The organism is Nocardiopsis sp. FIRDI 009, assembly GCF_003386285.1.
Classification (GTDB): domain Bacteria; phylum Actinomycetota; class Actinomycetes; order Streptosporangiales; family Streptosporangiaceae; genus Nocardiopsis.
In genome coordinates, this window is sequence record NZ_QPNC01000019.1 from 267,440 (window position 1) to 280,348 (window position 12,909).

At 72.5% G+C, this 12,909-nt stretch carries 13 protein-coding genes; 5 read left to right on the forward strand and 8 right to left on the reverse strand.

Annotated features, from left to right (window positions below; all coding sequences use genetic code 11):
* Positions 1–343: 343 nt before the first annotated feature.
* Positions 344–1,276, reverse strand: a complete 933-nt coding sequence (locus tag DVR05_RS17390) for a LysR family transcriptional regulator (protein WP_116246938.1) — start codon at positions 1,274–1,276, stop codon at positions 344–346.
* A 69-nt stretch (positions 1,277–1,345) separates the two neighbouring features.
* On the opposite strand from DVR05_RS17390, the gene DVR05_RS17395 reads away from it, so the two are divergent.
* Together DVR05_RS17395 and DVR05_RS17400 are read left to right on the forward strand one after the other, a co-directional pair.
* The gene (locus DVR05_RS17395; RefSeq protein WP_116246939.1) at positions 1,346–2,605 is read left to right on the forward strand and encodes an MFS transporter; all 1,260 of its coding nucleotides are present in this window, start codon (positions 1,346–1,348) and stop codon (positions 2,603–2,605) included.
* A gap of 68 nt (positions 2,606–2,673) precedes the next feature.
* The gene (locus tag DVR05_RS17400) at positions 2,674–3,624 is read left to right on the forward strand and encodes a ring-cleaving dioxygenase (RefSeq protein ID WP_116246940.1); all 951 of its coding nucleotides are present in this window, start codon (positions 2,674–2,676) and stop codon (positions 3,622–3,624) included.
* A gap of 116 nt (positions 3,625–3,740) precedes the next feature.
* On the opposite strand, the gene DVR05_RS17405 is transcribed toward DVR05_RS17400, so the two are convergent.
* Entirely contained in the window at positions 3,741–4,235 is a 495-nt protein-coding gene (locus DVR05_RS17405) for an ATP-binding protein (RefSeq protein WP_116246941.1), read from the reverse strand.
* Positions 4,236–4,740: 505 nt separating this feature from the next.
* On the opposite strand from DVR05_RS17405, the gene DVR05_RS26645 reads away from it, so the two are divergent.
* Positions 4,741–4,908, forward strand: coding sequence for a hypothetical protein (locus DVR05_RS26645; RefSeq protein ID WP_157982468.1), 168 nt, complete (start codon positions 4,741–4,743; stop codon positions 4,906–4,908).
* 328 nt (positions 4,909–5,236) lie between these two features.
* Here DVR05_RS26645 and DVR05_RS17410 read toward each other — a convergent pair whose 3' ends face one another.
* The gene (locus DVR05_RS17410) at positions 5,237–5,509 is read right to left on the reverse strand and encodes a hypothetical protein (RefSeq protein WP_116246942.1); all 273 of its coding nucleotides are present in this window, start codon (positions 5,507–5,509) and stop codon (positions 5,237–5,239) included.
* A 303-nt stretch (positions 5,510–5,812) separates the two neighbouring features.
* Between DVR05_RS17410 and DVR05_RS17415 the strand changes: the two genes are divergently transcribed.
* Positions 5,813–6,580, forward strand: a complete 768-nt coding sequence (locus DVR05_RS17415) for a TSUP family transporter (RefSeq protein ID WP_116246943.1) — start codon at positions 5,813–5,815, stop codon at positions 6,578–6,580.
* Between the two features lie 268 nt (positions 6,581–6,848).
* Entirely contained in the window at positions 6,849–7,409 is a 561-nt protein-coding gene (locus DVR05_RS17420; RefSeq protein ID WP_116246944.1) for a TIGR03086 family metal-binding protein, read from the forward strand.
* A 70-nt stretch (positions 7,410–7,479) separates the two neighbouring features.
* On the opposite strand, the gene DVR05_RS17425 is transcribed toward DVR05_RS17420, so the two are convergent.
* From DVR05_RS17425 to DVR05_RS17445, 5 genes are all read right to left on the reverse strand, one after another.
* Positions 7,480–8,841 (reverse strand): APC family permease, encoded by a 1,362-nt coding sequence (locus tag DVR05_RS17425; protein ID WP_116246945.1) that lies wholly within the window; start codon positions 8,839–8,841, stop codon positions 7,480–7,482.
* 401 nt (positions 8,842–9,242) lie between these two features.
* A complete protein-coding gene (locus DVR05_RS17430) occupies positions 9,243–9,818 on the reverse strand; it encodes an ATP/GTP-binding protein (RefSeq protein WP_369974548.1) in 576 nt (191 codons plus the stop codon).
* 18 nt (positions 9,819–9,836) lie between these two features.
* Positions 9,837–10,202 (reverse strand): DUF742 domain-containing protein, encoded by a 366-nt coding sequence (locus DVR05_RS17435; RefSeq protein ID WP_198659224.1) that lies wholly within the window; start codon positions 10,200–10,202, stop codon positions 9,837–9,839.
* Positions 10,199–10,645: a roadblock/LC7 domain-containing protein gene (locus DVR05_RS17440; RefSeq protein WP_369974549.1), complete on the reverse strand. Its 447-nt coding sequence runs from the start codon at positions 10,643–10,645 to the stop codon at positions 10,199–10,201. The genes DVR05_RS17435 and DVR05_RS17440 overlap by 4 nt, the downstream gene beginning before the upstream one ends.
* Positions 10,646–10,650: 5 nt before the next feature.
* Positions 10,651–12,906: a nitrate- and nitrite sensing domain-containing protein gene (locus tag DVR05_RS17445; protein ID WP_198659225.1), complete on the reverse strand. Its 2,256-nt coding sequence runs from the start codon at positions 12,904–12,906 to the stop codon at positions 10,651–10,653.
* Positions 12,907–12,909: the final 3 nt, after the last annotated feature.

Consider the following 12,909-nt stretch of genomic DNA (forward strand, 5'->3'; position numbering starts at 1 on the left):
TCCACGGCCGGGCCGCCATCCGGCGCGGGGAAACGGACCGGGTCCTTTCCTGCCGGGGCCGGACAGCGTGAACGGAAGGGTCCGGCGGTGAACGGGTCGTGGACGGCGGCCGCCACCGGGAGCATTCGGGGCCTGTGACGCGGTGGAAAATCCACGCCGTGAAGGCAGTGCCGTGGACACACCCACAGGCCCGGCGGTACCGGCCAGAGCGCCACCACCGTCCGCCCCACCCCCGTGACCAGGGCGACCGGTCGGGCGGGGGAGGAGTCGTCGTGTCCGTTCGTCATGGCCCGCATCCTGGCGCGGGGCCACCTCCGCCGCAACGGGGTTTCGGCCCCGCCCCTCAGCCCGTCAGGTCGGGGATGAGGCTCGGCCCCACCCGCCGCACGTGGTCGCGGAACAGTCCCACCGCCGGGGGCTCGTACCCGCCCCCGGACCCCTCCTCGGGCCAGACCACGCCGATCGGGCGGGTGGTGTCCGCCCCGCGGATCGCCAGCTCCACCGTCCCACCCAACGGCCCCCGGGGACGCGCGGGCAGCACCGACACCCCCAGCCCCGCCGCCACCAGACCGCGCGCCGTCGCGATGTCGTCGGCCTCGAAGGCCACCCGGGGCGTGAACCCCGCGCGATCGGACAACCGGTCGGTCAGGTGGCGCACCCCGCGCCCCGGCTTGAGCAGGATGAACTCGTCCCCGGCCGCCTCCGACACCCGCACCCCGCCCACCGCGGCGGCCAAGGGGTGGTCCTCGGGCACCACCAGCCGCAGCGCCTGCGTGTGCAGCGTCGCCGACACCAGCCCCGGCCCCGACGGCAGCGGAGAGGTCAGCGCCAGATCCGCCTCGCCCGAGGAGACCCTGCGCAGCGACTCCGCCCACGCCTCCTGGGTCAGGGTGAACCGCACCCCGGGGTGCCGTGCCCGGAAACCGCGCAGCAGCGCCGGAACCACCTCCACGCCCAGCGTCGGCAGGAAGGTCAGCGCCACCCGACCCTCCTCGGCGTCGGTCAGTTCCGCCAACCCGACCCGCAGGTCGTCCAGGGCGCGCCGCACGTGCGGCAGCAACAACCGTCCGGCCCGGGTCAGCCGCACCCCGCGCCCCGTGCGCTCCACCAGCGCCATCCCCAACTCCTCCTGGAGCCGGGCCAGCGCGCGGCTCAACGTCGGCTGGGGCATGTCCAGCGTCTCGGCCGCCTGGGTGACGTGCTCGGTCTCGGCCACCGCCGCGACCATGCGCAGCCGCGGCGCCAGGACGCCGACCAGGGAATCAGGAGTATCCATACCTTTCAGTATGGAACAACGACAACACATGCATTGGACGTATGAAACAGGTCTTCCTAGCGTGGAACCATGTCCGCGACCAGCGACACCGCGCCTCTCCACGACACCCGCCCACGCGCGGGCACCCGCGCCTACCGGCGCACGGTCGTGGCGATGGTCGCCGCCGCCGTGGCCACCTTCGCCCAACTGTGGTCGGTCCAGCCGATCCTGCCCGCCATCGCCACCGGCTTCGACGCCTCCGCCGCCGAGGCGGCACTGGCCGCGTCCCTGGCCACCGGGGGCCTGGCCGGGTTCACACTGGTCTGGGGCGGGGTCGCCGACCGGATCGGCAGGGCCCGGGTCATCACCCTCTCCCTGCTGGTGGCCACCCTCCTGGGCTGTCTGGCGCCCCTCGCGGCCGACCTGCCGGTCCTGCTGGTCGTGCGTGTCCTCCAGGGGGCGGCCCTGGGCGGTGTGCCCGCGGCCGCCGTCGCCTACCTCGCCGAGGAGATCCACCCCCTCGACGCCCCGCGCGCCACCGGACTGTACATCGCGGGAAACCCGCTGGGCGGCATGGGCGGGCGCCTGCTGGCCGGGTTCGCGGCGGACCTGGGCGGCTGGCAGTGGGGGATCGCGGCCAACACCCTGCTCGGGGTGCTGGCGCTGACCGTGTTCGTGCTGGTCCTGCCGCGCCGGCGCGGCAGCGATGACCGCGCGCCCGACCGCGGCGCGGCGCCCCGGCCGAGCGGACGGCTGCGCGCCGCGCTCACCACGCGGGGACTGCCCGCCCTCTACGCCCAGGCGCTGCTGCTCATGGGCGCGTTCATGACCGTCTACAACCTGCTCGGATTCCGGCTGGTCCAGGACTTCGGGCTGTCCCAGTCGGCGGCCTCCCTGCTCTTCCTCGCCTACACGGCCGGGATGCTCGGTTCGGCCGTGGCCGGGGCGGCCACCGTCCGCTGGGGCGGATACGCGGTGCTGCTGGCCGCCAGCGCGCTCATGGCGGTGGGCCTGTCCGGCCTGGTCACCACGTCACTGGTGGCCCTGGCCGCCACGCTGTTGGTGCTGACCTTCGCGTTCTTCGCCGCCCACGCCACCGCCTCGGCGTGGGTGGGCCGTCGCGCGGTGGCCGGGCGGGCGCGGGCGATGGCCGTGTACACGCTCGCCTACTACCTGGGCGCGAGCCTGTTCAGCTGGTGCGGCGGACTGGTCTACGACGCCGCGGGCTGGGGCGGCGCGGTGGCCTACGCCCTGGGGCTGGTCGCACTGGCGGCGCTGGTGGCGCTGCGCCTGCGCCGCCTTCCCGACCCCGCCGGGGGCACGGCTTCGACGGGGGAGGGGAGAGCGTGACGCGGTATTTCGTTGAAAATTAAACTATAGTGGACGAATCAGCCCAGGAGCCACGGGAAGGTGACGGCATGGACGTGCGCCCCACGGGCCTGCACCACGTGACCGCGATCGCGACCGACCCCCGCGCCAACGCCGACTTCTACCGCGACGTGCTCGGACTGCGCCTGGTCAAGCGCACGGTGAACTTCGACCGCCCCGACACCTACCACCTGTACTACGGCGACCGCGCGGGCAACCCCGGCACCGTCCTGACCTTCTTCCCCTGGCCCGACGCCCCGCGCGGGCGCCCCGGCGCTGGACAGGCCACCACCACGACCCTGTCGGTGCCCGAGGGGTCGCTCGGCTGGTGGGCCGACCACCTGGCCGCCCTGAACGTGGCCACCACCCGCCCCACCGAGCGCGCCGAGGAGGACGTCCTGGCGCTGCGCGACCCCGACGGCCTGGTCATCGAACTCGCCGCCAGCGCCGACCCCCACGACACCGACCCCTGGGACGGGGGAGCGGTGCCGGTCGACCACGCCGTCCGGGGCATCCGGTCGGTCACGCTGACCGAACACGACGCGGAGGAGACCGCGCGCATGCTCGGCGACCAGCTCGGCTTCCGCCTCGTGGACGAGTCCGGCGACCGCCTGCGCCTGCGCACCGGCACGGCCGCCCCCGGGGTGGGCACCATCGTCGACGTCGTGGCCGACCCCGCGGCCGAGCCCGGCCTGGTCGCGGCCGGGACCGTCCACCACGTCGCCTACCGGGCCCCCGACCGCACCGCCCAGGACGCCTGGCGGCTGGCCCTGGCGGACGAGGGCGTGGACGTCACCGAGGTCCGCGACCGCCGCTACTTCACCTCGGTCTACTTCAACGAACCCGGTGGAGCGCTGTTGGAGATCGCCACCGACGGCCCCGGGTTCGACGTCGACGAACCGCTGCTCGAACTGGGCCGCGCCCTGCGGCTGCCGCCGTGGCTGGAGCCGGACCGCCGGAGCATCGAGCGGCACCTGCCGGACATGGGGGAGGGGGCGTGACCGCCACCCGCCCCACGGCCGGGGCGGAGCGCGGTCGAACCCGCCTCTGACCGGCCCCCACGGACCGCGGTGGCGCCCCCTGACCCCGGACGCCACCGCTTCCACCGCCGCCGTGGTCAGCCGTCGGTGTCGGGCCCCACGATCTCGGCCCACACGCACAGACCCGCGTCCGCGAAAGCGCCCCAGCGGTCACTGCACGCCTCGACGAGCATCAGGCCCCGGCCTCCCTCGGCCCAGCCGTCGCCGAACCCGGCGCCGAGCCCGGAGAGCCCCGACGTCCCGCGATCCAGGACCTCCACACGCAGCCTGGAGCGGTGCGTGCGGCCGTCCATCCAGGTCAGCGTGAGGTCGACGGGCGGCTGACCGTGCCGGACGGCGTTGGCTACCAGTTCGGAGACGATCAGGTGAGCGGCGTCGCCGAGGGCGTCCCCACCCCGGTCGCGCAGGAAGTCCTCCACGGCCCTGCGCGCGCGCCCGGCGGCGCACGGCGTGTGGGGGAGTCGGCGCCACAGGCGCGCGGGCAGGTCGGTGGCACCGCTGGCGCGGGGGAGACCGGCGGTGGGAGGAGCGGAGTTTCCGGGCACGGCGGCCGTGCTGGCGACTGTGGGCATGACGGCTTCCTCAGCAGAAACGGGACAGGAGCGACGCGTTCGGCCCAGACTGCGGCCGAGAGAGTCCCCGAACACCCGCGGTCGGGGAGTGGGATGTGAGGTCCCACACTCCTGCTACTCCCTTCACCTTCGTCAACGCCACGGTATTTGGCAAGGGATTCCTTCGTAAAATATCGAGGAAGCCAAGGATTCAGTTGCGGTAAGTGCTTGTGGCGGGAAAATCAGTCGTGGGTCGGAGTGGTGCTCATCGGTTGGCCGACCGGCGGGAGCCCCTCGGTGTGTGAATCTACAACGTAAAGGTGGCGGACGGCGGAGTCACGGCACGCAACCACACCGAACTCTCCTCCGCGGCCGACGTCGTCCGGACCGGAACGGTCCACGACGGCATCCACCGCCATGCGCCGACACCCCCAACCTGCTGGGTTCAGGGCATCGACCTCCAGCCGATCCTGGCCGCCGCCGACGAGCGCGACGACCGGGCAGGCTGGTCAACCCGCGCACCCGCGTGCTCATCCGCCCGCTCACCCTCTACGGGCTCCGAGCCTCCACGACCCCCTGGCCCGCCATCGGCGACCTGGTCGACGCCGCCCACGACACGCAGCCGCGGGTGCGCGGCAAGAGCGACCACGTCGACCTGGATCAGGACACCTCCGACGCTCGGCCGTATGGCTGATCGAGCGCGCCGTTCTCCTGCGCCGGACCGGACCCGAACCCGAGGACCCCGCACTGCCGTCTCCCGCCAGGGCGCGGGCATCCACCGCCAGACCGTGTCCGACGTCGTCACCCGCCTCACCGGGCGCGCTCTCGGTCGGCGACTCGCCCCGTGGCCGCTGCGCAGGTCGACCGCGGTGGCGTTCCACCAGGCCGGGTACTCCGATCGCGACCTGAAGCGGTGGGGGCGGTGGCGGACGTTGAACACCGCCCCCACCCCCGTGGAGGTCGCCGACGAGGACGGTCACCCCGACCTGGTCGCCGCCCAGGCGATCCTCCTCCTTCGGCGGTCAGGCGTCGAGATCGGCGGCGGCGGTGACGTGCACGGGAGAGGTCAGCAGGCCGAGTTCGCGGGCGATGGCCGGGACTTCGGGGTCTGCGAGGAACCCCTCGTAGTCCTCGGTGTCCCAGTCGAAGAAGGACCACACCCGGTGCGTGTCCTCGGGGTCGATGTAGGCCCGCGCCGCGCGGCAGCCGTGCTCCCGCCGCTTCCGCGCGCCGACGGTCCGGAAGATTTCCAGGAACCGGTCGGGGTCGGTGACCCGTGCGACGGTGACGATCATGCTCTACTCCTCGAAGCGCGTGAGCTTCGTCGCGGGGACCGAAACGCCCCACGGTCTCCACCCGGTCGGAGGCCCAGTCTGCTGGGAACGGCCCGTCACCGAAGCCCGGCGCGAGGTCGCCGCCAAGAGCCGCAAGCGCGTGAGCTGCTCAGGGCTCTATGGATCTATGACGTAAAGGTGGCACTCGTGAGTGTCAAACACACATACCACTGGTAAGGAACAAACCTCTACTCGTCTAGACTCGGCGAACGTGAACCCCAAAGGCCCCATCACCCCCTCTTCCGTCCTCGGCGCGGGCTGACCGTGGACCCCGAGATCCTCGGCCTCCTGATGCTGGTGGCCCTCGGCGCGGGCTGGGTCGACGCCGTCGTCGGCGGGGGAGGGCTCGTCCTCCTGCCCGCGCTCCTGGTCGCCTCGCCCACCTCGCCCCTGGCCACCCTGCTGGGCACCAACAAGCTCGGCTCCGTCTTCGGAACCGCCTCGGCCGCCGTCGCCTACGCCCGCCGCATCAAACTCGAACCCCGCCTCGTGTGGCCCACGGCGGGCCTGGCCCTGGTGGGCTCCGGACTGGGCGCCCTACTGGCCACCGCCCTGACCGCCGACGTCCTCAAACCCGTCATCATGGTCGTCCTGGCGGGCGTGGCCCTCATGGTCTACTTCCGGCCCGGCATGGGCACGACCCCCGACCCGCGTCTGCGCACCCGCAACCGGGCCCTGGCAGCCGTCACCCTGGCCGGGCTCGTGATCAGCTGCTACGACGGCCTCATCGGCCCCGGCACCGGCGTCTTCCTCATCATCGCCTTCACCGCCCTGCTCGGCATGGACTTCGTCGCGGCCTCCGCCTCGGCCAAGATCGTCAACACCGCCACCAACCTGGGCGCCCTGGTCGTGTTCGCCCTGGGCGGCCACGTCCTGTGGGGGCTCGGCCTGGCGCTGGGCGTGTGCACGGTCACCGGCGCTCAGATCGGCTCGCGCATGGCCCTCAAGCGTGGCTCGGGGTTCGTGCGCGCGGTCCTGCTCATCGTGGTCCTGGCGCTGCTGGCGCGCCTGGGCTGGGATCTGTTCGTCTGACCGTCGCGCCCCCACCGCCCCCGCCTCGCGAGGTGGCCGCGTTCGGGGTCAGTACGGCCACCGTGCGGCGGTGCGCGCGCCAGACCACCGGACTCCTCGGGTCGCGCTCGCACTCTGGAGGTCGAACACCTCGCTGCCACCGACCGCCGGGACGCTGCCGGCGCGCCTGGGCTGGGACGTCCCGGCCCCTGACCCGGCCCGGCGGCGTTTGGGTCCGCCGCGCCCCCGGGTAGGGTCCCGGCGGATCCGCACGGGGAGAGGGGCGCACATGGCCACGCTGATCGAGCTGCACGCCACGGCGATGGGGGAGTTCGACCGCCGTGTGCGCGACGTGGGCCCCGACGACTGGGGGCGGCCCACCCCGTGCGCCGAGTGGACCGTGCGCGACCTGGTCGACCACCTGGTCACCGAACAGCTGTGGGTCCCCCACCTGCTCGGCGGCGCCCGCGTCAAGGACGTGGGGGATCGTTTCGAGGGCGACCAGCTGGGCGATGACCCCGTGGCGGCGTGGTCGGCCGCGGCGCACGCCGCCCGGGAGGCGTGGCTGGCGCCCTACACCCTGGAACGCACCGTGCACCTGTCCCACGGCGACGTGCCGGGCGAGGTCTACCTGTGGGAGATGACCTTCGACCTGGCCGTGCACGCCTGGGACCTGGCCCGGGCGCTGGGGGTCGACGAGCGCCTCGACCCCGTTCTGGTCTCCGAACTGCGTGACTGGCTGGGCGAGCGGGGCTTCGGTCCGGGGCCGATGTTCGACGCGCCCGTGGCCGTGGGGTCGGAGGCCGCGCCCCAGGACCGGCTCATCGCCCTGACCGGACGCAAGCCGTGACCCCGGTGGGCCGTCGGCGACATCCCCGTCGCCGACGGCCCACCGGGGTCGGTCAGGTCCGAAAGGCCGCTCAGACCGCGCTGGTGGTGCGCTCCTCCAGGACCTTCTCGTCGAAGGTCATCTGCGGGGGCGCCTGGCGGAACCCGCGGGTGACGTAGGCGAGCTGGACGAGTCCGGACGCGGCCCACACGCCGCCGATGATGAACGCCAGACCGCTGAGGTTGGTCCACAGGTAGACGGTCAGGCTCAGGCCGATGCCCGGGACCAGGCCGTACTTGAGCAGGTCGGCGCGGGTGCGCATGCGCTCGCGGACCACGAAGTGGATGATCACCGACAGGTTCACGGCGGAGAAGGCGACCAGGGCGCCGAAGGAGATGAACGAGGCGACGGTCTCGATGTCGAGGAAGATCGCTCCGACGGCCACCCCGCCCACGATCAGGATGTTGGCCGCCGGGGTGTTGTAGCGCTTGCTCAGGCGGCCGAAGACGCTCTTGGGCAGGCTGCCGTCGCGGCCCATGGCGTAGAGCACGCGCGAGACGCTGGCCTGGGAGCTGAGCGCGGACCCGAACGAACCGATGATCAGCGCGAGGGTGAGCAGGGCGGCCAGGGCGTCGCCGCCCACGGTCCGCATGATGTCCAGCGCCGCGGAGTCCACGTCGGTGAACCGGGTGTAGTCCGGGAAGACCATGTGGCCGAACCAGGAGGCGGCCAGGAAGATGAGGCCGCCGCACAGGGTGACCAGGAGGATCGCGCGGGGGATGTCGCGCTGGGGGTTCTCGGCCTCCTCCGACAGGGTGGTGACCGCGTCGAAGCCCAGGAAGGACTCGGTGAGGATGGCCGCGGCGCTCAGGACCGGCAGGATCTCCAGCCCGCTGCCGACGAACGGGGCCAGCGGGTGGATGTCGGTCATGCCGACCAGGTGCCGGGCGCTCATCGCGAAGAACAGGAGCAGGAACGCCACCTGGGCGCCCACGATCACGGTGTTGGCCTTGGCGACCAGGGCGATGCCGCGCACGTTCAGCGTGGTGATCACGACGAGGAAGCCGACGATCCACACCCAGTCGGGCACGGCCGGGAACTGGGCGTTCAGGTACAGGCCGATGGTGATGTAGTTGATCAGCGGCAGGAACAGGTAGTCCAGCATCATCGTCCAGCCGACCATGAACCCGGTGCGCGGACCCAGGGACCTCTGGGCGTAGACGTAGGCCGAACCGGTCGAGGTGTAGACCCGCGAGAGCCGCCCGTAGGAGTAGGCCGTGAAGAGCATGGCCACCAGGGCCACGAGCACGGCGGTCGGCAGGCGTCCGTGCGACATCGCCGTGGCGACCCCGTAGACGGTGAGGATCGTGGTCGGGACCAGGTAGGCCAGACCGAACAACACCAGGTGGGGCAGCTTGAGGACGCGCGCAAGCTTCGGGGCCGTCTCAGACAACAGACCGACCTTCTTCCTGAGGGTGTGCCGACGATTCGTGTGCTCCGGATCTCCTGTGAGCAAACCCACCATGACAGGCGTCACTGTCAAGTGCAAGTGATTCCATCGTAAAAAGTGGGCTCAGCAACTGATCTGTGACATCTGACGCCCATGAACAATGAAATCAGTTGATCCTCGTAGGTTGTGCCACACGGATCACCCACCGGTGCGCCCACCGTCACCCCGAGCCCCCGCCACACGGGCGATCCGGCCCCGCACACGGCGACGCCGCCACCCCCGACCTCGGGGGCGACGGCGTCGCCGCACACTCACGGAGGGTCGCAGAGAGGACCCGGCCCCACACACGACGAAGGGACCCGCGCCCACCGGCGCCAGGCCCCCGCCACCGCACCGGACACCCCTCAGGCGCCCGACAGCTCCCACCGCAGCACCAACTCGACCAACTCCACCACCACCTCCTTGGCCGACTGCCGACTGCGCGCGTCACACAACAGCAACGGCACCGGATCCTCCAGGTCCAGCGCCACCCGCACGTCATCCGCGCGGTGCGTCCGCTGCCCGTCGAAACAGTTCACCGCCACCACGAACGGCACCCGCCGCTCCTCGAAGAAGTCGATCACGTCGAAGGAGTCCGTCAGACGACGCGTGTCCGCCAGCACCACCGCCCCCAACGCCCCCCGGGTCAACTCCTCCCACATGTACGAGAACCGACGCTGCCCTGGCGTCCCGAACAGGTACACCACCGTCGACTCGTCCAACGTGATCCGACCGAAGTCCAACGCCACCGTCGTCGTGGTCTTGTCCTCCACCCCCGCCAGATCGTCCAACCCCACGCTCTCGGTGGTCATCACCTCCTCCGTGTGCAGCGACTCCACCTCACTCAGAGCCGACACCAGCGTCGTCTTGCCAGCACCGAAACCACCGGCCACCACGATCTTCAACGTGTCCGGCACCGGTCCCGCCACCTCAGCGGCCATCCGCCCCATCCACTCCACCTACAACTCCCGGATCCGCTCCAGCACCGATCGCAACGTGGCCGCGTCCGGCCGGGCACGCTCCCAGTCCGAGGTCCGCACCACCACACGCCCCTGGTCGACCAGATCCGCCAGAAGGATCCGCACCACTCCCAGCGCGAACCCCGTACGCGAGGACACCTCCGCCACCGACAACGGCCGCGCGCACAGCGACAGGATCAACTCCACCTCCGGGTCGACCTCCGGCGCACGCACCGCCGGGACCGCCACCACCTGCGTCGTCACCGTCAGATCCGACCGCGACGGACGGGTACGACCCCCCGTCAACGCGTACGGCCGGATCAGGTTCGACTCCCCACCACCCCCACCGGGCGGCCCCGCACTCACGTCCCGCCCCCACGCCCCCGCGGCAACGCTGACAGATGCGGCCCCACCTGCCGGACCAACCGGTTCAACTCGAACGCCGCCTGCCCCATGTCACACGAGGACTCGGCGACCAACGCCAGCGACGCCCCACGGCCCGCCGCCAGCACGAAGAAGAACACACTGTCCATCTCCACCACCGTCTGACGCACCTCACTGGCCCCCAGCTCCGCCCTGGCCCCACGCGCCAGACTCGCGAACCCCGACGCGATCGCCGCCAACCGCTCACCCTCCTCCCGCACCACCCCCGGCGAGGACGACAACAGCAACCCGTCGGCCGACAGCAGCAGAGCGTGCCGCGCACCCGCCACCCGCTCCACCAGGTCGGCCAGCAGCCAGTCCAACGACCCGCTCACCGCGACACCGCCACCGACCGCTCGGCCATCACCAGCCACACCAGCCGACATCCACATCACCCTTCCGTCTCCTCACCGGGACGCGCACCGCGCGCGTCCCCCGCACCCTCGCCGCCACCGGACCCCGCGCGGCCGCGCAGCGTCCCCGACTGGAAGGCGCTCATCATCGACCGGATCTCCGACAGCGACCGCTGACCCCCGGTCTCCCCGGCCACGCCCCCCGGCCCTCGCCCCCCGTGCGCGTCCCCCGACACCGCCGCCGACCGGCTCCTGCGACCACGCCGCCGGGGCAACCCCATGTAGGTGTCCCCGTCCGGCTCCCCGGCGGGCGGATCCGGCTCCGCCACCGGAGCCGCCACCGCCGCCGGACGCGTGTGCGGACCGGTCTCCTCGGGCGTGCGCCCCTCCTCCGGTTCGGTCAGCGCCTCGGAGGGGATCACCACGACCGCGCGCGTCCCTTCGGCGCCGTTGGGCTCCAAGTGCACCCCGAACCCGTGACGGACGGCGATCGTGGCCGCCACGAACAGCCCCAGGTGCGAGTCCTCCCGCATCCGGGCCAGGTCGAACCGGGGCGGATCGGCCAACAGGGCGTTGGCCGCCGCCCGTTGCTCCCCGGTCATCCCCAGCCCCCGGTCCTCGACCTCCAGCACGTACCCGCGCGGCCCCTCGCACCGGCCCCGCACCGTCACCATCGTCTCCGGGGGCGAGAACGCCGCCGCGTTCTCCAACAGCTCGGCCAGCAACCGGACCGTGCCCGCCCCCACCTCACCGCGCAGCCACACCCCCGGCACCTCCAGCACCCGCACCCGCGTGTAGTCCTCGATCTCGCTGGCCGCCGCCCGCACCGCCTCGTGCAGCCCCACCGGTCCCAATCCCGCGCGCACGGGCGCGTCACCGCTGAGCAGCACGAGGTTCTCCGCGTTGCGCCGCATCTGCGTGCTGAAGTGGTCGATCCGAAACAGCGACGACAACACCTCGGGGTCGGTCTCACCGCGCTCCAGCGAGTCCAACAACCCCAGCTGCCGGTGCACCAGCGACTGGGTGCGCCGCGCCAGGTTCCGGAACATCGCCCGCACCCCCGCCCGGACCTGCGCCTCCTCCACGGCCGCGGTCACCGCCGCGCGCTGGGCGTCGTTGAACGCCTCGGCCACCTCGCCGATCTCGTCGCGCCGCTCCACCCGCAACCGCGGCACCTCGGCGTCCACGTCCACGCTCCCGCCCGCCCGCAGGCGCGCCGTCACCTCCGGCAGCCGCACCCGGGCGTGCTCCAGAGTGAGCGTGCGCAGCTCCTGGAGCCTGACGCCCACCCGTTGGGTCCCGACCACCGCCACCGCCGTCGAGGCCAGGGCCGCCAGCAGGACCAGGACGCTCGTCGACATCACCACGCGGGTCAGCCCGGCGGCGTGCTCGTGGCTCAGCGCCGCCACGCTCTCCATCCGGGCCTGTTCGGCCTCGCGCATGCGCAGGTCGACGGCCTCGGCGGCACCGCGCCAGGAGGGGGCGTTGACCGGGACGGTGTCGTCCTGCCCCGGCGGCCTGCCGACGATGGTGTCCTGGAGCAGGTGCAGCGTGGCCAGCCCGCTGTAGGAGTTGACGCGCACGTACTCCCGCAGGTCGGCTTCGCTGAGTTCGGCGCCGACGCGGTCCCAGAGGTACTCCTGGGCTCCGACCGCGGCGGAGAAGCGGGCGTGGTCGTCGGCGGTGAAGGCGTCCACGGCCACGGCGTGGGCCACCACGGTGTCCTGCTGGTTGAGCAGTTCCCGGGTGCGCATCAGGGAGGTCAGCGACCGCAGGTGGGGGGTCTGCTCGGGGTGGGCGCGGGCCACCTGGCCGTCCCAGAACCGCAGGCCCGTCTCGATCACCTGGTCGTAGTAGGCACCCGCCACCAGGGGGGTGCGCCTGGTGCGGGGGAGCGCGTCGACCCGGTCGCGGTGGTCGTCGAGACCGTCCAGGAGGCGCCGCAGGCCCAGGGCCTGGGCGGGCAGGTCCTCGGCGACGAAGTCGTCCATCCGGCGCCGCAGGAGGTTCACAGCCTCGTCGGTGTCCTCGCGGGCGAGCGCTAGGTGCACGACGCTCTGCTGCGTGGGGCTGGCGGTGTCCATGGTGGCGCGGCGCTCGCGCTGGAGCCGCCCCACCACGTCGACGACGGGTCCGCCGATCTCCTCCGTCAGCGCCGCGGTCGTGCGCAGCTCGTCGATCTCCAGGACCATGACCGTGGTCATGCCGGCCCACAGGGCGAGCAGGGCGGTGCTGGGGACCAGGACCAGCGTGATCATGCGTGCGCGAAGCGAGCGGCGCTTCTCATGGGGCATCGA